Below are 25,994 nucleotides of genomic sequence, written 5' to 3'. Positions count from 1 at the left end.
ATCGTGCAGACATCTGATATTTGCACCGGGCATTTGATATTGATCATTTCTGTCAAGTTAAAAACTGACTTGGAAAGCATAGTCTTGTAAAATCCGCGAGCACTGCTTCCGGTTGTTTTCCTGTGACAGACAGTTCATATTCGATTTATGCAATATTAAGTATTACCTCTGATATGTGGTCAGACAATTGTCGCATTTGAAGCCGGAATGATTTCAGGCTGCGTCCTCGAACATGATGTTCTCGTTGATGCAATCGCGACCGGGAGATCCGGCGCATTGGCCTGTTTTGAGGGAAAGTTCCGCATGCTGAAAAGCGCCAATCTCATGACGCGCATCCAGATCGCCGCAACCTCGGTTGTGGTTCTCGCTCTGGGTGCATTTGCCCTCTATGGTGATCGCACCCAATCCAAACTGCTGGCTGAAACCGTTCAGAATGAAGTGGACATTGCTGGCACTCTCGCTGGCGAAAGCATGGCCAACTGGCTCAATGCCAATATCCAGCTGACGAAGATGGTGGCCTCTGCGGCTGAAAAGCTCTCCACGCCGGACGAGATTCGCGCCATGTTGAAGAATGACGCGCTGTCGCATTTCACCAGCTCCTATATTGGCGATGAGCAGGGCGTTTTCACCAACTGGCCCGCCAGGGCCGTTCCGCCGGAATACGATCCGCGCAAACGCCCGTGGTACAAGGCGGCCGTGGCTGCCAATGCCACCATCCTGACAGAACCCTATGTGTCTGCCTCTGAAAACGAGTTGACGATTACTGCCGCTGTTCCCGTTCGCAAGGATGGCAAGATCGTTGCTGTGGCAGGAAGCGACTTTCCTTTGAAAACGCTGGTGAACCAGATCACCGCGTTGAACTTCAATGGCATGGGTCACGCCTTCCTGGTCAACGATGCTGGCAAGATCCTGCTGCATCCGAACAAAGATTTGATCAATAAGACCGTGGGTGACCTCTTCCCCAACCTCAAGGAGCGCAGTGCGACCCTGGTTGAGAGCGAGTTGAACGGCAAGCCGGTTCTGGTCAGCTTCCTGGCCGTCAAGGGCCTGCCGAATGTGCAATGGCATCTGGCCTTTGTCTTCGACAAGGATGTCGTTTTCGCCTCGCTGGTCGATGCGCGTATCGGCGGTGCAATCGTTACGGTTCTTGCGGTTCTCCTGATGACCGGCATGCTGGGCTTTGTGATCTCCCGCGTGGTTGTGCGGCCTGTCACAGCCATGACGACGAGCATGGATCGTCTGGCGGCGGGCGATGTCAGCACCGACATTCCGGGAACCGAGCGCAAGGATGAAATCGGCCGCATGGCCGCTGCCGTTGCCGTTTTCCGCGAAAACATGATCGAGCGAACACGTCTTGCCAGGGACGCGGATTCCAACCGGATGCTGAGCGAGCAGGAGCGGCGTGAGCGTGAAGCGCTGAAGGCGCGGGAGGCTGAACAGATTGCTGCTGTAGTGCAATCGCTGGCAGGCGCGCTTGGCCAGCTTGCCAATGGCGATCTCACCTGTCGCATCGATACGCCCTTCGCAGGCGATCTGGATCGGTTGCGCGTTGATTTCAACGAGGCCGTGACACGCCTGAACAGCGCAATGGCGACGGTCGGACAGAATGCGCGGGCGATTGATAACGGCGCTTCCGAAATTCGCTCCGCTGCCGATAATCTGGCACGCCGCACGGAACAGCAGGCGGCATCGGTAGAGGAAACGGCAGCCGCTCTCGAAGAGATCACCACCACCGTGAAGGATTCGGCACGTCGCGCCGAAGAGGTCGGTCATCTCGTGGCTCGCGCCCGCTCCGGTGCCGAAAAATCGGGTGAGGTGGTGCAGCAGGCCGTGGAAGCCATGCACAGCATCGAGCAGTCCTCTGAAGCCATTTCGAACATCATTGGCGTGATCGACGAAATTGCCTTCCAGACCAACCTGCTGGCGCTGAATGCCGGTGTGGAAGCTGCCCGCGCAGGCGAGGCCGGCAAGGGTTTCGCCGTGGTGGCGCAGGAAGTGCGCGAACTGGCGCAGCGCTCCGCCAATGCGGCGCGCGAGATCAAGGCACTGATCACAACCTCCAGCGATCAGGTGCGCGGCGGCGTTCAGCTGGTCAACAAGACCGGCGAGGCTCTGTCCGTCATCGTGCGCGAGGTGCAGGAAATCAACAGCCATATCCACGCCATCGTCACGGCTTCGCGTGAGCAGTCCACCGGCCTGCAGGAGATCAACATGGCGGTCAACACCATGGATCAGGGTACGCAGCAGAATGCTGCCATGGTGGAAGAGCAGACCGCTGCAAGCCATGGGCTGGCTCAGGAGGCTGCAAACCTCAATCGCCTGTTGTCCCAGTTCCGTATCCATGAAGGCGCTCAATCCTCATCGCCTTCGCGCCGGGTCGCTTGAGAAATCAGCAGGCTAGAGCAAAACGAAAGGGGCGCAATCGCGCCCCTTTCACATTCGTTCACGCAGCATTAATACCAAATGTTGATGATAGAAACCGATTGCGCCGGAGCGATTTTGGTTTGCGGCAAGGAGAAAACCACAGTCGGACCCGATGGTCCGGCGCGGATTTTCGACGATGTCCGCAAATCAAAAGCGCCCGGTCCTTCGGATGGGCCGGATTTCCTCCCCCGACTATGTCGCAATCCTCGACCGATGCAAAAGCATCGCTCTCCGGTGTGCTCCTCGTCGGATGAAGGCCTCCGGGCCCACGCAATCGGTTCATATCATCGACATTTGGTATAAGCCCTCAGTGGCCAACCTCTGCCGCAGTTTCAAGGAGAGACGCTTCATGAAGATCGCGACGCTTGCTCTTGCATTCCTCGCTGCCGGTGCTGGTGCGGCCATGGCCCAGCAAGGGCCCGATTCCCGCACCTATAACAGCGATGATTACAAGCCGCGCCAGCGCTATGTCTGTGTGGTGCCGCCACCGCGAAGCGCTGACCAGCAATATCCCAATGTCTGCCGTGCCCCTGAGGGGCGTGTCGGCGGCAGTTGCCGCTGCCCGAATGTGACGGGAACCGGCACCCTGCAACTGGGTGGTTGATCGCAGGCTCTGCTATCGCTCCAGCAGAGCGACCGCCTCCACATGCGGCGACCAGAGGAACTGGTCGACCGGAATAACCTGTCGGATCTTGTAGCCACCCTTGGTGAGGATCGAAAGATCCCTGGCCAGCGTCAGCGGATTGCAGCTGACGGCCACGATCTTCTTCACCTGTGAGCGAGCAAGTTCTGCCGACTGTGCTTCAGCGCCTGCGCGCGGCGGATCGAAGACCACGGCATCGTAGGCTTTAAGGTCTTGCGGGGTCATGGGGCGGCGGAAGAGATCGCGCCGCTCCACCGTAAGCGGCTTCAGCCCTTGCGTCATGCGGGCAGCCTGATCCAGCGCCTTCACCGCACGCTCTTCGGATTCGACCGCGTGTACGGCGGTTTTGCGGGCGATCCGAAGCGCAAACGTGCCGATGCCGGAAAAGAGATCGGCCACGCGCTTTGCCTTGCCAATGTGCTCAATGGTAATCTTCGCCATGGCCTCTTCCGCCTCGCGGGTGGCCTGGGTGAAGGCACCGGGCGGAATGACCACGCGGGCACCATCGAAATCCAGCTGTGGCTTGTGCGGCTCCACAATGATTTCGCCATTGCCGGAAACGCGGGCAATGCCCTGCAGCTTGATCACGGTCTCCGTCACGGCGCGACGCTCCCGCTCGCCCAAGCCGCCACGCAAGCCGTCCATGGAAATGTCGAGGCCGGTCAGGGTTTCGGTCACGGTGATGCGAAAGGCATCGCTGCCGGTGGCGCGGGCAATGGCGTGGAGTGCGTCGAGACGTGAAATCAGCGCCTCCGACGCGATGGGACATTCCTCGACGGGCACGACGTGATGGGTTTCCGCCTGGTTGAAGCCGATGACGAGGCCCTTTTCCCGCCTGCGAACGGTAAAAACCAGCCGCCGTCTTTGATGGGGGTGTGCCTCGATCAGGTCGCCCACGGGCGCTTCAATACCCTTCGATTTGAGCGCCTGCACCAGCAGATCACGCTTGAAGCCGTTATAGCTGGGCTTTGCCTGATGTTGCAGGGAACAGCCGCCACAGCTGCCGCCTACGCCTTCCGGGCCAAAATGCTTGCAAGCTGGCTGCACGCGATCCGGTGATGTGGTGGCGAAGGACATGACGGTGCCTTCATCCTTCACCCTTGCAATGGCAACTGTTTCGCCCGGAAGCGTGTAAGGCACGAAAATCGGCCCGCGCTCTCCATGGGCAATGCCGCTCCCCTTGTGGCTGAGGGCGGATATGGTGACGGTTTCAGTGGTCATGCGTCCTGCTTGTCCGATAGTGCCAGCGGCTTGCGCCCTGCCAGCAGATATTCCTGATTGCCATCGCCGCCGGCAATGGGCGAGGGGATCAGGCCAAGGGCCTGCCAGCCCATCTCCTGTTCCAGCCAGATCTTCAGCCCTTCGGCGACGTCGGGCGCGGTGGAGGGGTCGCGCAGCAGCCCGCCCTTGCCGATGGCTTCACGCCCCGCCTCGAATTGCGGCTTCACCAGCAGGGCGCAGAACGCACCCGGCCGCGCCAGTGTGAGCGCAGGCGGCAGCGCCAGTTTCAGCGAGATGAAGGAGACGTCTGAAACCACCAGGTCCACCGGCTGTGCGTCGATATCGTCTTCGCTCAGGTTGCGGGCATTCAACCCTTCCAGATTGGTCACGCGCGGGTCATTCGCAATCCGCTCATGCATCTGCCCATGGCCCACATCCACGGCGATGACATGCCGGGCGTTCCGTTCCAGCAGCACCTGCGTAAAGCCGCCGGTGGAGGCGCCGATATCGAGACAGAGCTGACCAGCCGGGTCGATGTCGAAATGATCAAGTGCCGCCACGAGCTTCAGCGCCGCGCGCGAGACATAGGCCTGGGCGGGATCGGCGACAGACAGTTCGGCGGAAGGTGAAACCAGCGTTCCGGGCTTGGTCACGACCGCGCCATTCACCATCACGGTGCCGCGCTGAATGGCATCGCGCGCGCGCGACCGGCTCTCGAAAAGCCCGCGTGTGATGAGAAGCTGGTCCAGTCTTTGGGGTTCGGAAGGTGTCATGGCCTGTCCATGCCGCTCCTTCGAACCTCACGCAAGCAAAATCGCTTCCGGGGCTGTAAAGTCTGCCCGATATGACAATCATCAATTCCATCCGCCACTGTGTCAAAAGACGACGCTAAATATATGATGACGCCTCTGTTTTTCCGCTGGTTTGATGCACTTGTTCAACTCAATCTTAATGAACTTGGGTTTGTTTAACGCCAATGAATTTGACTGTCTGAAACGCGGTGCCCCATGTCCTTTCGAGATCTGTCTATCAACAAAAAGATCATCACGACATTCCTTGCCCTGATGTCTGTTTGCCTTTGCGCCTCTGCCGTGGTCTATTGGCAGGGCTTGCGTTCTTCGGACGCTTCGGAAGGGCTTGTCGTGGCGCAGAACATCGTGGCTGCGGTTTCCACCGCCACGGAAGCGCAGCTGGAACAGGCCATTTCGCACCGCGATTTCATTGCTACCGGCAGCAGTGAACATTCAGCAGCCATCCAGGCCAAGCGCAGCGCCGTTGTTGCAGCACTTGATCAGGCGCAGAAGCTCGCCAAGGGCAAGAGCGCAATCCTCGCCTCGCTCGAGCAATTGCGCGCTGCCGCCGATAATTTCAATGCCGCTATTGCCAAGGCGCAAGGCCAGGGCGCAACCGCTGCCATTCCTCTGGGTGAGTTCCGTCAGGCTGCTGCCAAGGTGCGCGCCGATGCGGAAGCGCTTGCCAAAAGCATGGTGGCGCTGCAAAGCAATGCCCATTCTGCACTGTTGTGGACGCTGATGATTGGCGGCGCGGTGGCCGGTGTCATCTCCGTCGGGCTGATCTGGGCTCTGTCTCGTGCGATTGTCGCGCCGATTGTCGGCATGACGGATGCCATGACCGAACTGGCCAACGGCAACCATCGCATCGACGTGCCGGCGCTCGACCGTGGCGATGAAGTGGGCCAGATGGCAAAGGCCGTCGCCGTGTTCAAGGATGCCGCCATCGAGAAGCTTCGCCTGTCTTCGGAAACGGAAGAGATGCGCCAGACCTCCGATCGCGAGCGCCAGGAAAACGATGCCCGCAAGGCCCGCGAAACGGCGGAAATCGAATTTGCCATGAATTCGCTGGCCGATGGCCTGTCCAAGCTGGCAGCCGGCGATGTCGCCTACCGTCTGGAGCGTCCTTTCGCGGATCATCTGGATCGCCTGCGGGTGGATTTCAACCAGGCCCTTGGCCGCTTGCAGGATGCGCTGGAAAGCGTTGGCCGCAATGCCTCTGCCATCAATGCCGGTGCTGCCGAAATTCGCGCCGCGACAGACGATCTGGCCAAGCGTACCGAACGTCAGGCGGCATCCGTCGAGCAGACCGCTGCTGCGGTGGAAGAGGTCACGACCACCATCAAGGATTCCGCCAAGCGCGCGGAAGATGTGGGCCAGCGCGTGGAGCGTGCCCGTGTGGGTGCGGAACGTTCCGGCGAAGTGGTGCGCCGCGCCGTTTCCGCCATGGAGGGTATTTCCAAGTCGTCCAGCGAGATCGTCAACATCATCAGCGTGATCGATGACATTGCCTTCCAGACCAACCTTCTGGCGCTGAATGCCGGTGTTGAAGCCGCGCGCGCCGGCGAAGCGGGCAAGGGCTTTGCCGTTGTTGCGCAGGAAGTGCGTGAACTGGCCCAGCGTTCGGCCAATGCCGCACGCGAAATCAAGACGCTTCTCACCACATCCAGCCAGCAGGTGGATGCCGGGGTGGCGCTGGTCGGCGAAACGGGCGATGCGCTTCAGGCCATCGTCGTCGAGGTTCAGGAAATCAACGAGAACATCAAGGCAATCGTGACCTCCACGCGGGAGCAATCGCTCGGCCTGCAGGAGATCAACCAGGCAATTTCTGCCATGGATCACAACACCCAGCAGAATGCGGCCATGGTGGAAGAACAGACGGCTGCAAGCCATTCGCTGGCACGTGAAGCAAGCGCGCTGGACGAGCTGCTGGGCCAGTTCAAGCTGGGTACGATGAGCGCCAAGCCGCATTCGGCTCCGGTCGCCTCGGCCAGCAGCACGGCTTCCGCTGCGGCGCGGCCCATGCCAGCCGCCCAGCCAGCCGCCAAACCGGCAGCGCAGCCTGCAGCAAAGGCCGCTCCCCGCGCTGTTGCCGGTCGTGGCCCGGTTGCCGCAACCGCGACGTCCAGGCCCGCGGCCTCTCCGGCCACAGCCTTGCACAGCACGCTGGCGAAAGCCTTTGGAGCAGCATCCCCTGCCGCTCAGCCGACCCAGGACAATTGGGAAGAGTTCTAAAGCGGGTTCAGCAAAGTGCGTTAGCGGCTTTGCCCCCGGACTGCGTTCGAACGAAGAGACACTGAGAGCTTCTGCCTTCATGTCCAAATCATACGAAACGCCGCTCTGTCACAGGGCGGCGTTTTTCGTTTCGTCTCTGGCAAAAGCGAGATGCCCCAGAAGAAACGACGCATTGGATCCGATAAAGGGGATCGGCGCATATGAAAAGAATTAACAATTATCAGGTGTAATAATAGAGCTTCTTCTTTCGATTTCAGGGGTGAAGCAGTGATGAATTGTTGAGACAATGGAAATTCATTTTTTCTGACAATCTCTTCGTTTTTTATTGAAGAGCGAAAAACATATCGATTTTCTATTGAATGGATCGGGCGGGCAGGGCTGGTTTTACATGGTGCGCAGAGAAGGCTGGGTAACGCCTGAAACATGGGCGAGCGTAAAGTGCTTCATTGCCTTTTCGGCGCTGATTGTCCTCGGCCTTCTGCTTGTTAATCTTTGGCCTGCTGGCCCTTATTACATCGTTATTTCCTCGACGTCGCAGGCGCCTGCACATCTCATGGAGCTGATCGGCTCGGCGGGCGGCGTCTTCGTGCGCGAGGGCGCTTTTCCGGGAATGGCGATTGCCTTTTCCACCTCCGGCGAGTTCGCTGGTGCCATCATGAATTCCGGTGCGGCCCTTGTTCTGGGAACGCCGGCTGTGACCAATTGTGGGGTTTGATTTCATGGATTCTTTGACCCAGCTCAGACGGCAGGTTTCGGTGGGCGTGATCGCACTTCTGTGGATCAATGTTGCGTTCATCCTTGTGGCTGGGCTTTTTCTGGCAGACCCCACCGTCTGGGTGGTGGTGACGGTGGCGGTCGTGCTCGCGGCGGTGCCGTCGGTGGCGTGGTTCTCCGACCCGGCCAGCGAAACGACCATATTGACAAGCTGCATGGCCAATGCCGCGCTCGTCGCCCTGCTTGTCTATCAGTTCCGCTTATCGCCGCTGCAAAGCGATATGCATATGTATTTCTTCGCGGTTCTGGCCATTTCCTCCGCATGGCTCAGCGTCAGCGGCATCATGGCCTTCACGGCTGTGGTGGCCCTGCACCATGTGCTGCTGTTCTTCCTGATGCCGGAGGCCGTGTTTCCTGCAGCGTCCGGTTTTGGCCGTGTCGTGATGCATGCGGTGATCCTGCTTCTGGAAGCCGGTGCTCTGATTGTGCTGGCGTTGAAACAGGTGCGCTCCATGCGGGATGCGGCAGCTTCGGCGGAAGCTGCGGAAGCTGCACGGCTTGCCAGTCTCGAACTGGAAGCCCGCGAAAGGCAGGCGGCGCTTGAGGCGGCGGATGAGCGTGCCCGTTTGATGGAACAGGCCGATCAGCGCGCCCGCCAGCAGTTGAGGGAAGCGACGGCTGCCTTCCAGACAGCCATTCGTCAATTGGCGGATGGGCGGCTGGATGTGGAACTGACCGAGCCCTTCGCAGAGGAATTCGAAGCCCTGCGGCTCGATTTGAACCGCATGGCCTCCAGATTGTCGGCAACCCTGTCTTCCGTATCCCAGACGGCTGGCTCGCTGGATGAGCAGATGTCTGAACTGGTGCGCGGCACGACCGAGCTTGCCCGCCGCACCGAGCAGCAATCGGCCACGCTGGAGGAAACCGCCGCAGCGCTGGACGAAATTACCGCCAATGTCAGCACCGCCACCCGCCGCAGCGATGAGGCGCGCATGGCGGCAAATGCGGCCAATGATAGCGCGGTACGCTCCGCCTCCGTTGTGGCAGAGGCAGAAGATGCCATGCGTCGGATCGAGGAAAGCTCGGGGCTGATCGCCAACATCATCAGCGTGATTGACGAAATCGCCTTCCAGACCAACCTTCTGGCGCTCAATGCCGGTGTGGAAGCAGCCCGCGCCGGAGAGGCGGGCAAGGGCTTTGCCGTGGTTGCGCAGGAAGTGCGCGAGCTGGCGCAGCGCTCTGCCACCGCTGCCAAGGAAATCAAGCAGTTGATCCAGCAATCTTCGTCCGAAGTGGATAATGGCGTGGCGCTGGTGCGCCAGACGGGCGAAACCCTCAAGGGAATTGGTGAGCGCGTCATCCAGATCAACCGCCTGATCGACGACATTGCCAAATCGGCCAGCGAGCAATCCACCGGGCTTTCGCAGATCAACAGCGCCGTCAACCAGCTGGACCAGATGACCCAGCAGAACGCGGCGATGGTGCAGCAATCTACCGTTGCCTCCACCTCCATTGCCGGACAGTCGGATCAGCTGCGCAAGATGATTGCCCAGTTCGCCCTGCGGGATGGCAGTGCCGATCATCAGGGGCAGGCACCCCGGCTGAGGGCTGCAGGCTGAGGCCGGACATATTCTCGAAGAACCTCCAGCGGGGCGGCGCGAATGCCGCCCTTTCTCGTTTGGGCTGAAATGATTTTCAAACCTGCACTTCGATGGCGTTTGGGGTAATCTCCCCTCAGGGAATCGACGGGGAGGGGCAGCGTGAAACACGTCATCTTTGGGCTTGCGGGCATTCTGGTACTGGCGAAGTCCGCAGCGGCCAATGATACAATGGCAGAGCTGCGCACCGGCGGTCTGGAATATGTCATATCCAGCCATATCACCATGGCTGAGGAAGAGCTGTTTCTCTCCATGGATGAGGTGCGGGTGGATTATGTCTTCCGCAATGAGAGCGACAAGGATGTGACCAGCATCATCGCTTTCCCTATGCCGGATATCGCTGGCAGCCCGGATAGCAATGTCGCCATCCCGGATTTCGAGGCCGATAACTTCCTCGGCTTCACCGTCACCCAGGATGGACAATCGATCCAGCCGCAATTGCAGCAGCGCGCCAGTGCCCTTTCCGTGGATTTCACAGAAGAGCTGAAGCGGCGCAACATTCCGCTTCTGCCCTATAGCGATAAGGCCGTAGAGGCGCTGAAGGGGCTTCCTCCGGAAATCCTGAAAGAGTGGGAGACCAAGGGCCTCATCTTCGCCGATGAATTCGATGCGGGGCAGGGCTGGCAAACCATCTATCGCCCCATCTGGACCATGCATTCCACCTATTGGTGGAAGACAACCTTTCCGGCGAAAAAGGATGTGCGCGTCAGCCATCGCTATAAGCCAAGTATTGGCGGCACGGTGGCCATTTCCTTTCTCAGCAACGGCAAGCCATCGGAGGGCTTCAACGAGTACAAGACCCGCTATTGCATGGATGACAGCTTCGTCAAAACCGCCGCCAAGCTGGAAAAGGCCGCAAATTCCGGTGGCGCGATCTATACCGAAGCCTGGCTTTCCTATGTGCTGAAAACCGGCGCGAACTGGAGCGGCAATATCGGCAAGTTCAAGCTCACAATCGATAAAGGCAAACCAGACAACTACATCAGCCTCTGCGCCGACGGCATCAAGAAAACCGGCCCGACGACTTTCGTGATGGAGAAGACAGACTTCTGGCCGCAGAAGGATCTGGATCTACTGTTTTTGGTGGCAAACCCGCCAATGCCGCAATAGGCGCGGCCCGGAACTCTCCGGTTCGTAGCCATCTTCAAGCGCAGGAAGTAACGATGAGCGACGACCAAGGACGAAACCCGTTTGGCGGGTCTCAGATGCAGGGCATTCGTTATGAGCGGGCTGATATGTCAGGCGCTCATTTCGATGGCGTGAATCTCGCAGATGCCCGGTTCTACGCGGTTTTGACGAAGGCACAATTCACCGACACCAATTTGAGGGAGGCGGTTTTTGACGATGTCAGCCTTGCAAATGCACGCTTCAACAACGTCAACCTGTCTGGTGTCTCCATCACGAACGCTAACCTGTCGGGCTTGACGATAAGCGGCGTTACCTTGGCAGGCTCAGACATTCAGAATGCCGACCTGACCGGGATGAAGATCAACGGCGTCCTCGTAACGGATCTCTTCATGGCCTACGAAAAGATCAAAGTCTAATGCACTGGGAGCGGTCTTTCAGGGCCGCTCCCGACGCTTTAGGTCGTTCTTTCGGCGCATGTCGTTTTTGCAAAACCATTGTACGCCATGCGCCTAGAAGCCCTTACTGGCCCGAGAATTTGACCGTCACACCGCGCTGGCGAAAATAGGCCTGCATCAGCTTTCTGCCAGAGCGGTTGTTGTGCGCGAGCCTGGCTGGCTCAAATACAGCCTCCTTTAAGCCCTCGCGCGCCAATGCTGCTTTGAGGGTGGCGATATGCACGTCAAGGTCGGCATTATCCGCCTGGAGGGATTCGTAGATGCGGTTTATCGCATCTGCTACGGTCGCTTCGCTCACTGGTATACTCCTGCTATTATTCGCCTGGCGCTTACCACAGTTTTCGCCCGTGGGGTAACACCCTCAATTCGACGAATAATATCGCAGGGGGTGCAGACTAACGCCGACGCGCCCGGAAAATATGCTTCCAGATTGTGCCGCCGAAATATTTGTTGCCGATAACGAAGTAGGCCACGATCAGTGCAAAGCACAGGAGGGCCGGGGCACCATTCAGGCTGAAGCCTGCCTCAGTCATGCCGCCGAAAATGTAAGCGACGCCTAAGCCAAAAACCCAGAATGCGGTAAAGAAATCGAAGATTGCCGCGAGAACAATACGCCAGGTCGAGGGCTGAGGCCGGGTTTCCGTTGCTGTTTCCATAGCTTGCATCCCAAATCACTAGTATTGATTGTGCTGCTTAAGTCTGTTTCCAGTCCGCAGCGGAATTAAGCTGACGGATTACGTAATCAAGTCATGCTCTATGAAATAATTAGGCGGTCCGGCGGATTGAGTAACGGCTTCAAGCCATTCTCTGCCCGGGCGGGCAATCTCTTGCCTCACCCAGCCGCCCCAACCTTCGCCCCACGGCCCAGCGCATCGAACACGGTCTTCACGATACCGGCGCGGTCCAGCCCTGCCTTGGCATACATCACCTCGGGCTTGGCCTGATCCATCCACAGGTCGGGCAGTACGAGCGAGCGGATTTTGAGGCCGCTATCCAGCAAGCCGTCATTGGCCATGAAGTGCATGACCTGTGAGCCGAAGCCGCCGACGGCACCTTCTTCCAAAGTCACCACGATTTCATGATGGCGGGCAAGCTGGCGAATGAGATCATGATCCAGCGGCTTGGCGAAACGGGCGTCGGCAACGGTGGTGGAAAGGCCAGCGGCATCGAGATCTTCCGCCGCCAGAAGACAGTCTGCCAGCCGTGTGCCGAAGGAGAGAAGGGCAACCTTGGAGCCCTGCTTCATCACGCGGCCCTTGCCGATTTCAAGAATTTCGCCACGCTCTGGCATGTCCACGCCCACGCCTTCGCCGCGCGGGTAGCGGAACGAGATCGGGCCGTCGTCATAGGCAGCGGCGGTACGCACCATGTGCTTCAGTTCTGCCTCGTCGGCAGCCGCCATCACCACAAAGCCGGGGAGGGAGGCAAGGAAGCCGGTATCGAAGGAGCCCGCATGGGTCGGGCCGTCGGCACCCACAAAGCCTGCACGGTCAATGGGAAAGCGCACGGGCAAGCCCTGAATGGCCACATCATGCACCACCTGGTCATAGCCGCGCTGCAGGAAGGTGGAATAAAGCGCGCAGAAGGGCTTATAGCCTTCGGAGGCAAGACCGGCGGCAAAGGTCACCGCATGTTGTTCGGCAATGCCCACATCGAAAGTGCGTTCCGGGAAAAGGCTGTGCAGCTTGTCCAGCCCGGTGCCGGAAGGCATGGCGGCGGTGATGCCAACGATTTTCTCGTCCAGTTTTGCTTCCTGAACCAGCGCATCGGCGAACACGCTTGTATAGGCAGGCGCATTCGGCTTGGCCTTGGCCTGAGCCCCGGTAATCACATCGAACTTGTTGACGCCGTGATATTTGTCGGCGGCAGCTTCTGCGGGCGGATAGCCCTTGCCCTTCTGCGTCACCACATGGATCAGCACCGGGCCCTTGGCATTGTCGCGCACATTGCGCAGCACGGGCAGAAGATGCTCGAAGGAATGTCCGTCAATCGGGCCGATATGGTAGAAGCCCATTTCCTCGAACATGGTGCCGCCGGTCACATAGCCGCGTGCATGTTCCACGGCCCGCGTAATGGCACGGTCGACATTCTTGCCCAGATAGGCGGTCAGTTTCTTGCCGAAATCGCGGAAACCCATATAGGTGCGGCCCGAGGCAAGACGCGCCAGATAGGCGCTCATCGCGCCTGTCGGCGGCGCAATCGACATATCGTTATCGTTGAGAATGACGATGAGGCGGGCGTCCAGCGCACCGGCATTATTCAGCGCCTCATAGGCCATGCCAGCGGAAAGCGCGCCATCGCCGATGACAGAAATGACATTGCGCGGCGTGCCGGAAAGATCGGCAGCCACCGCCATGCCAAGACCGGCGGAAATGGAGGTGGAGGAATGCGCCGCGCCAAACGGGTCGTATTCGCTTTCCGCCCGCTTGGTGAAGCCGGAAAGGCCATCTTCCTGGCGCAGCGTGCGAATGCGGTCGCGGCGTCCGGTCAGGATCTTGTGCGGGTAACATTGGTGGCCCACATCGAAGATCAGCCGGTCATGCGGCGTGTTGAAAACCTTGTGTATGGCAATGGTCAGTTCCACCACGCCAAGGCCCGCGCCCAGATGTCCACCCGTTTTCGATACCGCATCGATCATCTCGTCGCGCAGTTCGCGCGCAAGCTGGGGCAGGTCTCGATCTTCAACGTGCTTCAGATCGGCAGGAAGATGAACCTGATCCAGCAGAGGCGTCTTTGGGTTGGATGTCACGGAGTTCTGGCCTTTTCTGCTCTCTCATCCGGAGCCTTGCGTTTCTACTCAAATTGATAAGAAACACGGCTTTTTCAAGTGTCGTTGCCTTGCGCTTCTATAGGATTTCCTCTTCAAGGCAAAGGCACGAACTCCTCTTCATCCCCCGGAACGATGTCGAAGCGCCCGGTTCTCCATTCCTCTTTCGCCTGCTCGATCCGCTCTTTCGAGGAGGAAACGAAATTCCACCAGATGTAGCGGCGGGAATTGAGCGCTGCACCGCCAAACAGCATGATGTGACAGCCTTCCGGCCCGCCTTCCAGCGTGATCTCGTCACCCGGGCGAAAGACAAGCAGCTGATCCTGCGCGAATCGTTCCCCCGCCACGCCAAGCGAACCGGAAAGAATGTAGATGGCCCTTTCCTCCGATCGGGCGGAGAAGGGGAAGCGGCGTCCGGCCTCCAGCCGCAGATCGACATAAAGCGTATCGGTGAAGGTCTTGACCGGGGAGGCAAGCCCATCGAGGCTTCCAATCACCACTTGGCCGGAAATGCCGGGAAGGTCGATCAGCGGCATGTCGCTTCTGGCCGTATGGGCAAAGGAGGGGTCGATTTCTTCCTTCTCGTCTGGCAGGGCAAGCCATGTTTGCAGGCCGGACATGGCCAGCGGATGGCCGCGCAAATTCTCAGGCGTGCGTTCCGAATGCACAATGCCGCGCCCCGCCGTCATGAGGTTGATATCGCCGGGGCGGATCACAAGCTCGGTGCCAAGGCTGTCGCGGTGCTTGATTTCGCCGTCGAAAAGATAGGTCACGGTCGAAAGGCCGATATGCGGATGCGGTTTCACATCCAGCGCCTCATCGGCGCGTAAGACCGCAGGCCCCATGCGATCGAAGAAGATGAAAGGCCCCACCAGCCGCCGCTGGCGCGTGGGAAGCGCGCGGCGCACCTCAAACCCGCCAATATCGCTGGAGCGCGGAATGATGAGGTTTTCGATGGCATCGCAGGCGAAGGCATCGCCGGCGAAGGCATCGCCGGGCGCGGGATCGTTTCCGGGAAAGAATGACATGGGCGAAGGATCTCCGCGATTGCACCTATGCAGCAATCTAGGGGCGAATCCTGCATGAGAATAGTCCAATCTTGCGGTGTCACGATCACATCGTATTAGCCATGCACGGTTTGAAGGGCTGCATCGCGGCCTTCGCTTTTGACATTCGTGCCTTAAATCAGTAGGAAGCGGCATGTTGCGCTGCACGGTCGTGCGGCGGCGCGCCAATGCGCTAGATCCCTTAATTCCGAAAGAACATCGATGTCCGAACTGAAGAACGCCGTTCCGGCGATTGCCAAGGCGTTGTCAAAGCGTGGCTATGAAACCCTCACTCCTGTTCAGCAAGCCATGCTGGACCCCAACCTTGCTGGCCGCGATGCCTTGGTTTCCGCCAAGACCGGCTCCGGCAAGACAGTTGCATTCGGCATTGCCATGGCGCCGAGCCTGCTGGACGAGGAAGAAAAATTTGGCCGCGCGGGCGCTCCCCTGGCGCTCGTCATTGCGCCAACGCGCGAACTGGCGCTTCAGGTGAAGCGCGAATTCGAATGGCTTTATGAGCTGACGGGTGCCGTGATTGCCAGCTGCGTCGGCGGCATGGATATCCGCAACGAGCGCCGTGCGCTGGAACGTGGCGCCCATATCGTTGTCGGCACGCCGGGCCGCATTTGCGACCATATCCGCCGCGATGCGCTGGATATGTCGAATATCCGCGTGGCCGTGCTGGATGAGGCGGATGAGATGCTGGATCTCGGCTTCCGCGAAGATCTGGAATATATTCTGCAATCGGCACCGGATGATCGCCGCACGCTGATGTTCTCGGCCACCGTGCCTTCCGGCATCGCCAAGCTTGCCAAGCAGTACCAGAGCAATGCCATGCGCATTGAGGTGGCGACGGAAGAAAAGCAGCATGCCGATATCGAATATCGCGCCCTCATGGTGGCCCCTGCCGACCGCGAAAACGCCATCGTCAACGTGCTGCGCTTTTATGAAGCGAAGAACGCCATTGTCTTCTGCTCCACCCGCGCCAATGTGAACCATCTGACTGCACGCCTCAGCAACCGCAACTTCTCCGTCGTGGCGCTGTCGGGTGAGTTGACGCAGAACGAGCGCACCCATGCGCTGCAAGCCATGCGCGATGGCCGCGCCCGCGTCTGCATCGCCACGGATGTCGCCGCCCGCGGTATCGATCTGCCGGGCCTTGAACTGGTCATTCACGCCGACCTGCCCACCAATTCTGAAACGCTGCTGCACCGTTCGGGCCGCACCGGCCGCGCCGGCAACAAGGGCATCAGCGCGCTGGTGGTGCCCATCAACCAGCGCCGCAAGGCTGAACGCCTGCTGGGCGGTGCGGCGGTCACGCCAAACTGGGTGCTGCCGCCGAGCGCCGAAGAGGTGATTGCCCGCGATCAGGAACGTCTGCTGTCCGATCCGATTTTCGAGGAAGAGGCCCGCGAGGAAGAGAACGATCTCATCGGCAAGCTGGCCGAGCAGTATGGTGCCGAGCGTCTGGCGACGGCGCTGGTAGCACTGCACCGCGCCCGCAACGCAGCACCGGAAGATCTGATCCCCGTTTCCATTCAGCCGAAGGATGCACGCAAACCCCGCGAAGGGCGCGAACGGCAGGAATTCGAACCTACCCCACGTGCGCCACGCGGTGAATTTGGCCCCTCGGTCTGGTTCTCGCTTTCGGTTGGCCGCAAGCAGAATGCGGAACCGCGTTGGCTTATCCCGATGCTGTGCCGCAATGGCGGCCTGACGAAGGCCGATATCGGCGCAATCAAGATGCAGCCCCAGGAAACCTATGTGGAAATTTCCGCCGATCAGGCCGATAATTTCCTCGGTGCCATCGGCCCGAACAAGACGCTGGAGCGTGGCGTGCGGGTCACGCCGCTGGATGGCATGCCGGACCTTTCCCGCCAGAACGAAGGCCGCAGCGAAAGCCGTGGCGAGGGCAAGCCTTTCGCCAAGCGCGCTTACGAAGATCGTCCGGCCCGCACGGAAGGTCGTGACGATGCCCGTCGCGAACCGCGTGGCGAACGCCGCGATGACTGGGCGAAGGACAAGCCGAAGAAGCGCTTCTCAGACGATCGTCCTCATGGTGACCGCGCCTATGCGGACAAGCCCCCGCGTGCCCGCGACGGCGCAAAGCCCTTCGCCAAGGAAGGCGCCAAGCCTTTTGCCAAGGATGGCGCAAAACCCTTCGCCAAAAAGGGCAAGCCCAAGCAGGCCAACAGCAAGGGCAAGACCTGGGGCTGAGCTGTTCTCGCTTGTGAATTATCCCCGCAAAGCCTGAAGCGATGCGGGGCATATGTCCTCTGTCCGGTGGATTACCAACGGCGTGCATGGTGGGGACATTCTCTTGCCTGCCTGATATGAGAGCGATGGCCTCCGGAGCCAGCCCTTTGAGGGCGCGGCTTCGGTTCCCGCCTCATTCGCCCGGGTTTGGTCGGAACCGGAAGCGGCGATTTCGATTATGACCCTGCGGGACTGAGAGCCCGTATGAAAGGGCTGGTTTCCCAGTTGCGGCAAGATAGATGACTTCGCAGATCAATGATGCGGCACCTCACGTCATTCTCATCGTCGAGGATGAGCCTTTGCAGCGTTTCGCGGCCATGGATCTCATCGAGGATGCGGGTTACGTGGCGGTGCTGGCGGCCAATGCGACGGAAGCCATTTCCATTCTCGAGGCGCGGCCCGATATCCGCCTCGTCATGACGGATGTGGATATGCCGAACGGCATTGACGGAATGCGCCTGGCCGCCTTGATCCGGGATCGCTGGCCGCCCATCAAGGTCATCATCATTTCCGGCCATCTGGCCGATCCGGGTGACCAGATCCCGGCGGAAACGCGCTTCTTCTCCAAGCCTTATCGTGAGGATAGGCTGCTGGACACTATCCGCGACATGCTGGGTTAAAACTGCCCGGCAGCCTGTAGGCCCGGCCGAAAGCTGGCCTTCACTCCGTCACCGGCACATGCAGCCCCACCTTCACGTCGCGCAGAACCACATTGGTGGTCATGCGGCGGATCTGCGGGTTATCGGCCATCAGTTGTGCGCTGATATCGTCGTAATGCTCCACATCGCGGGCGGTGATAATGGCGATCAGGTCCACCTGTCCCGTGACGTAATAGACCTGCTGAACGTTTTCCTGCTTCTCGGCCCAGATGCGAAAGCGCGCCAGCGCATCGTAATTGTCGCGTTCGATTTCCATGCCGGCAATGAAGGTCATCGGAAAACTGGTGGCCTTGCGGTTGATGACCGCCACTTCCGCCTGGATTGTCCCGTTTTCGCGCAGCCGTTTCAGTCGTCGCTGCACGGCAGAGGGGGAAAGCCCCACCTCATCGGCAATGGCTTCCGCCTTCAACTGGCAATCCTTCTGCATGGTTTGAAGAATGGCGCGATCAAACTCGTCCAAGCTTTCCGACATGTCTGCGCTCCTCTATTCAGTTATTGCGCATGAAGTCATAGCCGTAGGGGAAAATTCCGTCCAGCTTGCATTAAAGATGCATTTCTTGCTTTCGAGCGCGGAATTTATGCGGCATTTTGTTAATCAGCGAAAATAATCCGCGCAATATCCCTTTATTGTGCGCGAACTCAAGAACCGACCGGCAGTGCATAGTGGAACGCAATCATCCAGCCCTGAAAATTGAAAACCTGCACAAAAGCTTTGCGGGTCTGGAGGTGCTGCGCGGCGTTTCGCTGGAGGCAAGGCGCGGCGATGTGATTTCCGTGATCGGCTCCTCCGGTTCCGGCAAAAGCACGCTTCTGCGCTGCATCAACCTGCTGGAACGCCCCGATCAGGGCCGCATCACCATAGATGGGGAAGAGCTGCGGCTGAAGCCTTCGCGCAAGGGCGGATTGCAGCCGGTGGATCGCAGGCAGCTGGAACGTTTGAGAACCGGGCTTGGCATGGTTTTCCAGAGCTTCAATCTCTGGGCGCACCGTACGGTGATCGAGAACCTGATCGAGGCGCCTGTGCATGTGCAGGGCGTGGCGCGGCGCGAGGCGATTGAAAAGGCGGAGGCCATGCTGGCCAAGGTCGGCCTTTCCGAAAAGCGCGATGCCTATCCGGCCTTTCTCTCCGGCGGCCAGCAGCAGCGCGCTGCCATTGCCCGCGCACTGTGCATGGATCCGGCGGTCATGCTCTTCGATGAGCCGACCTCGGCGCTGGACCCGGAGCTTGTGGGCGAGGTTCTGAAGGTTATCCGCGATCTGGCGGAGGAGGGGCGCACCATGCTTCTCGTGACGCATGAAATGGCCTTTGCCCGCGATGTCTCCAGCCAGGTGATTTTTCTCGACAAGGGCGAAATTGCCGAGCAGGGTTCACCGCAACAGATTTTCGATGCGCCGCAGACAGAGCGGGCGCGTGCTTTCACCAGCGGCTTTGCCCGCGCGTCTTCACCTCCAAAGGATCAGGTTCCATGAAGCCATTTTCTCTTCTCCTCGCAGGCGCAGCCTTCATCGCCTCGGCCTTCGCGGCACAGGCCGAGGTTCGCTTCGGCATTCTGAACGAGGCCTATCCGCCTTTCTTCGCCAAGGATGCCAGCGGCACCTGGAAGGGCTGGGAAATCGAGCTGATGGACGCCGTTTGCGCGGAAATGAAGGAAAAGTGCACAATCGTGGAATCCTCCTGGGATGGTCTGATCCCGGCTCTGACCGCCAAGAAGCTGGATGTGATCTGGGCCTCCATGTCCATCACGGATGAGCGTCTGAAGACAATCGACTTTACCAACAAGTACTACAAGACGCCGAGCAAGCTGATCGGCCCCAAGGACCAGAAGCCGGGCACCACGGCCGATGACGTGAAGGGCAAGACCATCGGCATTCAGGTTTCCACCATCCAGACCGAATATTACAACAAGCACTTCGCCAAGCAGGCAGACGAGAAGACCTATCAGACATTGGATGAAGCGCTTCAGGATCTGGCCAATGGCCGTATCGATTATGTCTTCGCCGATTCCATCGTGCTGAACGAATTCCTCAACAGCCAGGCAGGCAAGGATTGCTGCGCCGATATGGGCAATGTTGCGGATGACCCGGAAGTGCTGGGCCTTGGCGTTGGCGGCGGGTTGCGCAAGGAAGATGGCGAGCTGAAGAAGAAGCTGAACGATGCCATCGCCGCTGTTCGCGCCAGCGGCAAATATGATGAGATTTCGAAGAAGTACTTCGATTTCGACATCTATGGTGCCAAGTAAAATCATCTAGATGGCGGCCAATCAGATGAGCATGTGGGAACTGCTTTCCCCCTATCCTCCGGGATGGGGTGGAACGCTGCTGACCGGCGCGCTCTCCACGGTCGCCATTTCCGCAATGGCCTATGCCATCGGCATTGCGATCGGCCTTGTCGGTGCAACGGCCAAGCTTTCCGGCAATAGGCCGCTTGCCTTCGTCTTCGACGCCTATACGTCTATCATTCGTGCCGTGCCGGAATTGATCCTGATCGTCGGCCTCTATTACGCCGGCACGGATGGCCTCAACCGGGTGCTGGCGGCACTGGCTTTGCCGCCGGTTGAAATCAATGCCTTCATGGCCGCCGTCTTCGTTCTCGGCTTCGTACAGGGAGCCTATATGACGGAGGTGCTGCGCGGCGCCATTCTGGGCATTCCGGCCGGACAGATCGAGGCTGCCCGCGCCTTCGGCTTCTCGCCGTTTCTGGTGTTTCGCCGTGTCACACTGCCGGCACTTCTGCCCAATGCGCTGCCCGGCATGGCCAATCTGTGGATGTCCGTTACCAAGGACAGCGCGCTGGTGGCTGTGGTCGGTTATCAGGAACTGGCGCTGGCCACGCGGCTGGCCGGTGCCAATACCAAGCATTATTTCCTGTTCTTCTTTGCCGCGGCACTTCTCTATCTGGCGATCACGCTGGTTTCGAACGTCTTCTTCTCGGCACTGGAACGCCGCGTGCGGCGTGGCCAGCCGCACATCAACTGAGGAGGCGGGGTCATGCAGTTCGAGTGGGTTATCAAATATTGGCCGCTGCTGCTGGACGGTGCCTATCAGACCGTTGCGCTTCTGGTCATTTCCGTTGTTTTCGGCTTCCTGCTGGCCATCGGGCTTGCCTTTGCGCAGGTCAGCGGCGGGCCGGTGGCGCGAAACCTCTCCCGCGCCTATTGCACTTTCTTTCGCGGAACCCCGCTGCTGATCCAGCTCTGGCTGCTCTATTATGGCGTCGGTTCGCTGCTGCCGATGATTCCCGGCATTCGCCAGAGCTTCATGTGGCCGGTACTGCGCGAGGGCTTTTTCTTCGCCGCCGTTTCCTTCACGCTGAACTATGCGGCCTACGAGGCGGAAGTGCTGCGGGGCGCATTGCTGGCCGTGCCGAAGGGCGAGCTGGAGGCGGGCCGCGCTGTCGGCATGAGTCCCTGGACGCTTGTACGCCGCATCTGGCTGCCTCGCGCCATCCGCATTGCGCTGCCCACCATTGCAGGCGAAATCGTTCTGCAACTGAAATCCACGCCGCTCGCTTTCACGGTCACGGTCATGGATCTCTATGCCGTCGCCTACAAGGTGCGGCAGGATACGCTTCTGGTCTATGAGCCGCTGCTGGTGGTCACCCTCTTCTATGTGTTCCTGACACTTCTCATCACCCGCTGCTTCAAGGGGATAGAAGCTCAGGTGCCGATACGCCGATAAACTTCTGTTCTCATGCATTTCCGCGTGGAAAGCCGCAGGAACAGGTTTCCTGGAAATGCTCCATTGAAAGGCCAATCCCATGACCAACTTGCGTATTCTCGATGGCGGCATGAGCCGTGAGCTTCTGCGTCTTGGCGCAGAACTCAAACAGCCGGAATGGTCCGCGCTCGCGCTGATCAATTCACCGCAGATCGTGGCGCAGGTACACAAGGAATTCATCGAAGCCGGTGCCGATGTCATCACCACCAATTCCTATGCGCTGGTGCCGTTTCACATTGGCGAAGAACGTTTCGAGCGGGAAGGGGCGCAGCTGATCGCCCTTTCCGGCAGGCTGGCACGTGAAGCCGCGGATGCCGCAGGCCGTCCGGTCACAGTTGCTGGTGGCCTGCCGCCGATCTTCGGTTCCTATGAGCCTGAGAATTTCGATCCCGCCCGCGTGCAGGATTACCTGAAGGTTCTGGTGGAAAACCTTGACCCCCATGTGGATGTCTGGCTCGGCGAAACCTTGAGCCTGATCGCTGAAGGTGAGGCGGTGCGCGTGGCTGTCAAGGAAACGGGCAAACCCTTCTGGATATCCTTCACCCTGGCCGACGATGCGGATCAGGTCGCAGGCGGCGAACCCAAGCTGCGCTCCGGCGAAACGGTGGCCGATGCGGCAGCCTGGGCGGCAGGCTCCGGGGCGCAGGCGCTTCTCTTCAACTGTGCCAAGCCCGAGGTGATGGAAAAGGCCGTGAAAACGGCCTCCGCCATCTTCAAGGAAAAGGGTGTCTCGCTGCAGATCGGCGTTTATGCCAACGCATTTGAGGCAGATGCCGATGACAGCGCCGCCAATGAGGGCCTGCACGAAACCCGCAAAGATCTCACCGACGATGCCTATTCCCGCTTTGCCTGCGCCTGGGCCGATGCCGGTGCGAGCCTCATCGGCGGCTGCTGCGGCATTGGCGCTGCCCATATCCATACGCTGGCGGGCGTTTTGCGGGCGCGGTAATAGAGAAAAGGCGGCCCTCGGGCCGCCTTTTGCATGTCACGCCATCTGCATGGCGCCGGGGCCTGCGGTTGCCCCCGGCGGCACCTTGCCGAGGATGATCATGCCCAGCACTTCATCCTTGGTCACATCCTGCGTCTTGGCATGGCCCACCACACGGCCGTTCTTCATCACGAAGACCCGATCCGCCAGATCGAAGACATCGTGGATGTCGTGGCTGATGAGGAAAATGCCGATGCCTTCGCGCTTCAGCTGGGTAATGAGTTCACCCACCTGTGCTGTTTCCTGCGGCCCGAGCGCTGCCGTCGGCTCGTCCATGATGAGAATGCGGGCATCGAAGAGGATGGCGCGGGCAATGGCGACAGACTGGCGCTGACCGCCGGAAAGCGCCTTCACCGGCTCCTTGAAGCGCTGGAAGTTCGGGTTCAGGCGGCCCATCACTTCGCGTGCCTTGGCCTCCATCGCCACATCGTCCAGCGTGCCCCAGGGGGTGCGCAATTCGCGGCCGAGATAGAGATTGGCCGCCGCATCCACGTTATCGGCCACCGCCAGCGTCTGGTAGATGGTTTCGATGCCGTATTTCTTGGCGTCGCGCGGATTGTTGATGTCGGCTGCCTCGCCATTGATCAGGATTTCGCCGGAATCCCTGCGATAGGCACCGGACAGGATCTTGATCAGGGTGGATTTGCCAGCACCGTTGTGGCCGAGCAGCGCCACCACTTCACCGGGGAAAAGATCGACCGAGGCACCGTCTACAGCATGAATGCCGCCGAAGGAGATGGAAACGTCCCGCATTTCCACCAGAGGTGTTTTGTCTTGCGTCATTTGTCCTGCTCCTTCTATCGGGCTCTTGCGCGGTAGATGGTGTCGAGCCAGACGGCCAGAACCAGTACGGCGCCGATCACGATGCTCTGCAAAGGTGCATCCATGCCGAGCAGCACCATGCCCGAATTGAGTGATTGCATGACCAGCGCGCCCAGAACCGCGCCAGCAATGGTGCCCACGCCACCGGCAAGCGAGGTTCCGCCAATCACCGCTGCGGCGATGGTGTAAAGCTCGTCCAGCGTGCCTTGCGCATTGGTCGCGGCGTTCAGTCGTGCGGTGGAAATGGCGGCAGCAATGGCGCAGAGCGCGCCCATCAGGGCAAACAGCCGCACCGTGACCCAGCGGGTCTTGATACCGGCCAGTTCAGCCGCTTCCGGGTTTCCGCCAATGGCAAAGACATAGCGGCCAAAGCGGGTGCGGTTGGTGAGAAAGTTCATGGCGATGGCAATGCCAAGCGCAATCAGAACCGGAATGGCGATGCCGAGCGGAATGTCGAGCCCGTTTTCCGGCCATGCAATGCCGTTCTCTTCCGCATAGCGCCGCGCCAGGTTGACCGGCATGTAATAGCTGTTGAGCACCTTCACGGCACCCAGCACCACGCCGCAGCCAACCACGCCCACCACAAGTTCTGCCCAGACAGGCTTCAGCGGAAAGCCGAAGCGCTTGCGCTGTTTGCGCGAATGCAGAATGGACAGGACGATGAACAGGCAGGCGATGATGCCGACGATCCAGCTGGCACTGGCACCGATGGAGCCATCCGCGCCGCCGCCCATCAGGCGGAAATTCACATCCATGGGTGCGACAGTGGCACCGCTTGTCACCATCCAGGCCGCGCCGCGCCAGACCAGAAGGCCACCCAGCGTGACAATGAAGGACGGCACGCCGAGGAAGGCGATGATGGCGCCCTGAAACGCGCCGATGGCAGCGCCCAGAACGATACCGACGCTCAGCGCCAGGATCCAGGTCATCGGGTGGTCATAGCCAAGCCAGGCGGGCAGGTATTTGGTCTGGGTGACGGCCATGATCATGCCGACAAAGCCCAGGATGGATCCGACCGACAGATCGATGTTGCGCGTCACGATCACCAGCACCATGCCCGTCGCCATCACGGAGACGGAGGCCGCCTGAACGGACAGGTTCCAGAGATTGCGCGACGTCAGGAACAATCCGCCCGACATGACGTGGAAACCAATCCAGATCACCAGCATTGCCAGCACCATGCCAAGCAGGCGCGTGTCGATTTCGGTGGCCTGGAAAAAGCGCTTCAGCGGATTGCCGGTCGCCGCGCGTGCACCGGCGGTGCGATTGGCGGCAGCCGGAATGGTGTGATCCGTCATAAGCCTTCAACTCCCCTCTTTATGCGGCAAGCATGCCTGAGCGAAAGACGCCGCGGCCAAGCCGCGACGTCCCGGTCAGAAGAACGAGTTGCCGTTTTTCTTGCTGTTTGCGGTTGCAGCTTAGCTGCAAACCTTCACGCTTCCGGCCTTCACGCCCTGGCAAAGCTCCTTCTTGGAGATCCAGCCCGCATCCAGAACAACGTTGAGGTTGTCCTTGGTGATTGCGATTGGCGTGAGGAACACGGAGTTCATTTCAACACCCTTGGTGCCGCCCTTGAACTTCACCGTGCCTGGCAGGTCGGTCATCTTTGTGCCCTTGGCAAGAGCAACAGCCACTTCACCGGCCTTCTTGCCAAGCTCGCGGCTGTCCTTCCAGACGGAAACCGTCTGCGTGCCAAGCGCGATGCGGTTGAGCGCCGCCTTGTCGCCGTCCTGACCGGAGACTGGAACTGCACCCGCCATGCCCTGCGCTTCAAGCGCTGCGACAACACCGCCGGCCATGCCGTCGTTGGACGATACGACCGCATCGACCTTGTTGTTGTTCTTGGTCAGGAACTGCTCCATGTTCTTCTGGGCAATTTCCGGCTTCCAGCCATCCGTGTAGGACTCGCCGACATTCTTCACCTTGCCGGAATCGATGGCGGCTTTCAGCACTTCCATCTGGCCGGAGAAAACGAAGTCCGCGTTCGGGTCGGTGGAACCGCCCTTGATGAAGACGTAATTGCCTTCCGGCTTGACCTTGAACACTTCCTTGGCCTGCAGGCGGCCCACTTCCTTGTTGTCGAAGGTGATGTAGTAGGTCGACGGGTTCTCGATCAGGCGGTCGTAGCCGATGACCGGAATGCCTTCATTGGTTGCCTTTTCAATGGCCGGGCCGATTGCCGAGGAATCCTGCGCCAGAACGATCAGCGCGTTTGCGCCCTGCGAAATCAGGCTTTCGATGTCTGTCAGCTGCTTGGCGGCAGAGGTCTGGGCGTCAGCGGAAATATACTTGGCGCCAGCGGCTTCCAGAGCCTTCTTGATGGCAGCTTCGTCGGTCTTCCAGCGTTCTTCCTGGAAGTTCGACCAGGAAACGCCGACCACCAGATCCTTGGCGGAAGCAGGCGTGTGAACGGAAGCCAGAACAGCCGCGCAGGCCATCAGCTTGAGTACTGATTTCATGTAAACCTCCC

The 25,994-nt window shown here is 59.7% G+C and carries 24 protein-coding genes; 14 read left to right on the top strand and 10 right to left on the bottom strand.

From position 1 onward, the window contains the following. Positions 1 to 303: 303 nt before the first annotated feature. Together ACFSE1_RS14410 and ACFSE1_RS14405 are read left to right on the top strand one after the other, a co-directional pair. A complete protein-coding gene (locus tag ACFSE1_RS14410) occupies positions 304 to 2,385 on the top strand; it encodes a methyl-accepting chemotaxis protein (protein WP_377402738.1) in 2,082 nt (693 codons plus the stop codon). A gap of 388 nt (positions 2,386 to 2,773) precedes the next feature. Next, entirely contained in the window at positions 2,774 to 3,028 is a 255-nt protein-coding gene (locus ACFSE1_RS14405; RefSeq protein WP_377402735.1) for a hypothetical protein, read from the top strand. 12 nt (positions 3,029 to 3,040) lie between these two features. Here ACFSE1_RS14405 and ACFSE1_RS14400 read toward each other — a convergent pair whose 3' ends face one another. Together ACFSE1_RS14400 and ACFSE1_RS14395 are read right to left on the bottom strand one after the other, a co-directional pair. Continuing rightward, positions 3,041 to 4,288 carry a class I SAM-dependent RNA methyltransferase gene (locus tag ACFSE1_RS14400; RefSeq protein WP_377402732.1) on the bottom strand — a complete coding sequence of 416 codons (1,248 nt, stop codon included), beginning with the start codon at positions 4,286 to 4,288 and terminating at the stop codon, positions 3,041 to 3,043. Further along, positions 4,285 to 5,061, bottom strand: coding sequence for a TlyA family RNA methyltransferase (locus tag ACFSE1_RS14395; protein ID WP_377402729.1), 777 nt, complete (start codon positions 5,059 to 5,061; stop codon positions 4,285 to 4,287). Before ACFSE1_RS14395 ends, ACFSE1_RS14400 begins: the two co-directional genes overlap by 4 nt. Before the next feature lie 234 nt (positions 5,062 to 5,295). On the opposite strand from ACFSE1_RS14395, the gene ACFSE1_RS14390 reads away from it, so the two are divergent. The 5 genes from ACFSE1_RS14390 (at position 5,296) to ACFSE1_RS14370 (ending at position 11,230) form a co-directional block, all read left to right on the top strand. Next, positions 5,296 to 7,314: a methyl-accepting chemotaxis protein gene (locus tag ACFSE1_RS14390; RefSeq protein WP_377402726.1), complete on the top strand. Its 2,019-nt coding sequence runs from the start codon at positions 5,296 to 5,298 to the stop codon at positions 7,312 to 7,314. 388 nt (positions 7,315 to 7,702) lie between these two features. Beyond that, on the top strand, positions 7,703 to 8,029 hold the full coding sequence (locus ACFSE1_RS14385; RefSeq protein WP_377402723.1) for a hypothetical protein: 327 nt from the start codon (positions 7,703 to 7,705) through the stop codon (positions 8,027 to 8,029). 4 nt (positions 8,030 to 8,033) lie between these two features. Next, positions 8,034 to 9,647, top strand: a complete 1,614-nt coding sequence (locus ACFSE1_RS14380; RefSeq protein ID WP_377402720.1) for a methyl-accepting chemotaxis protein — start codon at positions 8,034 to 8,036, stop codon at positions 9,645 to 9,647. Between the two features lie 141 nt (positions 9,648 to 9,788). Next, entirely contained in the window at positions 9,789 to 10,796 is a 1,008-nt protein-coding gene (locus ACFSE1_RS14375; protein ID WP_377402717.1) for a DUF4424 domain-containing protein, read from the top strand. A gap of 53 nt (positions 10,797 to 10,849) precedes the next feature. Then, positions 10,850 to 11,230, top strand: a complete 381-nt coding sequence (locus tag ACFSE1_RS14370) for a pentapeptide repeat-containing protein (protein WP_377402714.1) — start codon at positions 10,850 to 10,852, stop codon at positions 11,228 to 11,230. Between the two features lie 103 nt (positions 11,231 to 11,333). On the opposite strand, the gene ACFSE1_RS14365 is transcribed toward ACFSE1_RS14370, so the two are convergent. The 4 genes from ACFSE1_RS14365 to ACFSE1_RS14350 form a co-directional block, all read right to left on the bottom strand. Continuing rightward, complete coding sequence (locus tag ACFSE1_RS14365; protein WP_377402711.1) at positions 11,334 to 11,567, bottom strand: hypothetical protein; 234 nt, start codon at positions 11,565 to 11,567, stop codon at positions 11,334 to 11,336. A gap of 97 nt (positions 11,568 to 11,664) precedes the next feature. Next, a complete protein-coding gene (locus ACFSE1_RS14360) occupies positions 11,665 to 11,925 on the bottom strand; it encodes a hypothetical protein (protein WP_377402708.1) in 261 nt (86 codons plus the stop codon). A gap of 176 nt (positions 11,926 to 12,101) precedes the next feature. Beyond that, positions 12,102 to 14,018: a 1-deoxy-D-xylulose-5-phosphate synthase gene (dxs, locus tag ACFSE1_RS14355; RefSeq protein ID WP_377402705.1), complete on the bottom strand. Its 1,917-nt coding sequence runs from the start codon at positions 14,016 to 14,018 to the stop codon at positions 12,102 to 12,104. A gap of 113 nt (positions 14,019 to 14,131) precedes the next feature. After that, positions 14,132 to 15,064, bottom strand: coding sequence for a pirin family protein (locus tag ACFSE1_RS14350; protein WP_377402702.1), 933 nt, complete (start codon positions 15,062 to 15,064; stop codon positions 14,132 to 14,134). Between the two features lie 240 nt (positions 15,065 to 15,304). Here ACFSE1_RS14350 and ACFSE1_RS14345 point away from each other — a divergent pair, with 240 nt between their 5' ends. Further along, a complete protein-coding gene (locus ACFSE1_RS14345; RefSeq protein WP_377402699.1) occupies positions 15,305 to 17,299 on the top strand; it encodes a DEAD/DEAH box helicase in 1,995 nt (664 codons plus the stop codon). A gap of 278 nt (positions 17,300 to 17,577) precedes the next feature. After that, positions 17,578 to 17,958 (top strand): response regulator, encoded by a 381-nt coding sequence (locus ACFSE1_RS14340; RefSeq protein WP_377402696.1) that lies wholly within the window; start codon positions 17,578 to 17,580, stop codon positions 17,956 to 17,958. 40 nt (positions 17,959 to 17,998) lie between these two features. On the opposite strand, the gene ACFSE1_RS14335 is transcribed toward ACFSE1_RS14340, so the two are convergent. After that, entirely contained in the window at positions 17,999 to 18,469 is a 471-nt protein-coding gene (locus ACFSE1_RS14335) for an Lrp/AsnC family transcriptional regulator (protein ID WP_377402693.1), read from the bottom strand. A gap of 188 nt (positions 18,470 to 18,657) precedes the next feature. On the opposite strand from ACFSE1_RS14335, the gene ACFSE1_RS14330 reads away from it, so the two are divergent. The 5 genes from ACFSE1_RS14330 to ACFSE1_RS14310 all read left to right on the top strand — a co-directional run bounded on the left by ACFSE1_RS14330 (position 18,658) and on the right by ACFSE1_RS14310 (position 22,663). Next, complete coding sequence (locus tag ACFSE1_RS14330; RefSeq protein WP_377402797.1) at positions 18,658 to 19,467, top strand: ABC transporter ATP-binding protein; 810 nt, start codon at positions 18,658 to 18,660, stop codon at positions 19,465 to 19,467. Next, the gene (locus tag ACFSE1_RS14325; protein WP_377402690.1) at positions 19,464 to 20,237 is read left to right on the top strand and encodes a transporter substrate-binding domain-containing protein; all 774 of its coding nucleotides are present in this window, start codon (positions 19,464 to 19,466) and stop codon (positions 20,235 to 20,237) included. Before ACFSE1_RS14330 ends, ACFSE1_RS14325 begins: the two co-directional genes overlap by 4 nt. Positions 20,238 to 20,247: 10 nt before the next feature. Then, positions 20,248 to 20,973: an ABC transporter permease gene (locus ACFSE1_RS14320; protein WP_377402687.1), complete on the top strand. Its 726-nt coding sequence runs from the start codon at positions 20,248 to 20,250 to the stop codon at positions 20,971 to 20,973. A gap of 12 nt (positions 20,974 to 20,985) precedes the next feature. Next, a complete protein-coding gene (locus ACFSE1_RS14315) occupies positions 20,986 to 21,675 on the top strand; it encodes an ABC transporter permease (RefSeq protein WP_377402684.1) in 690 nt (229 codons plus the stop codon). 79 nt (positions 21,676 to 21,754) lie between these two features. Further along, positions 21,755 to 22,663, top strand: a complete 909-nt coding sequence (locus tag ACFSE1_RS14310) for a homocysteine S-methyltransferase family protein (RefSeq protein WP_377402681.1) — start codon at positions 21,755 to 21,757, stop codon at positions 22,661 to 22,663. Positions 22,664 to 22,699: 36 nt separating this feature from the next. Here ACFSE1_RS14310 and ACFSE1_RS14305 read toward each other — a convergent pair whose 3' ends face one another. The 3 genes from ACFSE1_RS14305 to xylF form a co-directional block, all read right to left on the bottom strand. After that, a complete protein-coding gene (locus tag ACFSE1_RS14305) occupies positions 22,700 to 23,485 on the bottom strand; it encodes an ATP-binding cassette domain-containing protein (protein ID WP_377402678.1) in 786 nt (261 codons plus the stop codon). A gap of 14 nt (positions 23,486 to 23,499) precedes the next feature. After that, complete coding sequence (locus tag ACFSE1_RS14300; RefSeq protein WP_377402675.1) at positions 23,500 to 24,822, bottom strand: sugar ABC transporter permease; 1,323 nt, start codon at positions 24,820 to 24,822, stop codon at positions 23,500 to 23,502. A 120-nt stretch (positions 24,823 to 24,942) separates the two neighbouring features. Beyond that, entirely contained in the window at positions 24,943 to 25,983 is a 1,041-nt protein-coding gene (gene xylF, locus ACFSE1_RS14295) for a D-xylose ABC transporter substrate-binding protein (RefSeq protein WP_377402672.1), read from the bottom strand. Positions 25,984 to 25,994 lie beyond the last annotated feature (11 nt).

This window comes from Affinirhizobium helianthi, from assembly GCF_042680945.1.
Lineage (GTDB): Bacteria > Pseudomonadota > Alphaproteobacteria > Rhizobiales > Rhizobiaceae > Neorhizobium > Neorhizobium helianthi.
Note: the sequence above shows the minus strand (reverse complement) of the source record. Positions and strands in the feature narration are given on the sequence as shown.

What these genes read in the sequence shown, in the direction of transcription:
- ACFSE1_RS14340 (WP_377402696.1), top strand. Translation starts at nt 17,578, where the DNA reads ATGACTTCGCAGATCAATGATGCGGCACCTCACGTCATTCTCATCGTC.
- ACFSE1_RS14395 (WP_377402729.1), bottom strand. Translation starts at nt 5,061, where the DNA reads ATGACACCTTCCGAACCCCAAAGACTGGACCAGCTTCTCATCACACGC.
- ACFSE1_RS14405 (WP_377402735.1), top strand. Translation starts at nt 2,774, where the DNA reads ATGAAGATCGCGACGCTTGCTCTTGCATTCCTCGCTGCCGGTGCTGGT.
- ACFSE1_RS14385 (WP_377402723.1), top strand. Translation starts at nt 7,703, where the DNA reads ATGGTGCGCAGAGAAGGCTGGGTAACGCCTGAAACATGGGCGAGCGTA.
- xylF (WP_377402672.1), bottom strand. Translation starts at nt 25,983, where the DNA reads ATGAAATCAGTACTCAAGCTGATGGCCTGCGCGGCTGTTCTGGCTTCC.
- ACFSE1_RS14350 (WP_377402702.1), bottom strand. Translation starts at nt 15,064, where the DNA reads ATGTCATTCTTTCCCGGAAACGATCCCGCGCCCGGCGATGCCTTCGCC.
- ACFSE1_RS14380 (WP_377402720.1), top strand. Translation starts at nt 8,034, where the DNA reads ATGGATTCTTTGACCCAGCTCAGACGGCAGGTTTCGGTGGGCGTGATC.
- ACFSE1_RS14400 (WP_377402732.1), bottom strand. Translation starts at nt 4,288, where the DNA reads ATGACCACTGAAACCGTCACCATATCCGCCCTCAGCCACAAGGGGAGC.
- ACFSE1_RS14335 (WP_377402693.1), bottom strand. Translation starts at nt 18,469, where the DNA reads ATGTCGGAAAGCTTGGACGAGTTTGATCGCGCCATTCTTCAAACCATG.
- ACFSE1_RS14325 (WP_377402690.1), top strand. Translation starts at nt 19,464, where the DNA reads ATGAAGCCATTTTCTCTTCTCCTCGCAGGCGCAGCCTTCATCGCCTCG.
- ACFSE1_RS14315 (WP_377402684.1), top strand. Translation starts at nt 20,986, where the DNA reads ATGCAGTTCGAGTGGGTTATCAAATATTGGCCGCTGCTGCTGGACGGT.
- ACFSE1_RS14320 (WP_377402687.1), top strand. Translation starts at nt 20,248, where the DNA reads ATGGCGGCCAATCAGATGAGCATGTGGGAACTGCTTTCCCCCTATCCT.
- ACFSE1_RS14300 (WP_377402675.1), bottom strand. Translation starts at nt 24,822, where the DNA reads ATGACGGATCACACCATTCCGGCTGCCGCCAATCGCACCGCCGGTGCA.
- ACFSE1_RS14345 (WP_377402699.1), top strand. Translation starts at nt 15,305, where the DNA reads ATGTCCGAACTGAAGAACGCCGTTCCGGCGATTGCCAAGGCGTTGTCA.
- ACFSE1_RS14410 (WP_377402738.1), top strand. Translation starts at nt 304, where the DNA reads ATGCTGAAAAGCGCCAATCTCATGACGCGCATCCAGATCGCCGCAACC.
- ACFSE1_RS14305 (WP_377402678.1), bottom strand. Translation starts at nt 23,485, where the DNA reads ATGACGCAAGACAAAACACCTCTGGTGGAAATGCGGGACGTTTCCATC.
- ACFSE1_RS14390 (WP_377402726.1), top strand. Translation starts at nt 5,296, where the DNA reads ATGTCCTTTCGAGATCTGTCTATCAACAAAAAGATCATCACGACATTC.
- ACFSE1_RS14310 (WP_377402681.1), top strand. Translation starts at nt 21,755, where the DNA reads ATGACCAACTTGCGTATTCTCGATGGCGGCATGAGCCGTGAGCTTCTG.
- ACFSE1_RS14370 (WP_377402714.1), top strand. Translation starts at nt 10,850, where the DNA reads ATGAGCGACGACCAAGGACGAAACCCGTTTGGCGGGTCTCAGATGCAG.
- ACFSE1_RS14360 (WP_377402708.1), bottom strand. Translation starts at nt 11,925, where the DNA reads ATGGAAACAGCAACGGAAACCCGGCCTCAGCCCTCGACCTGGCGTATT.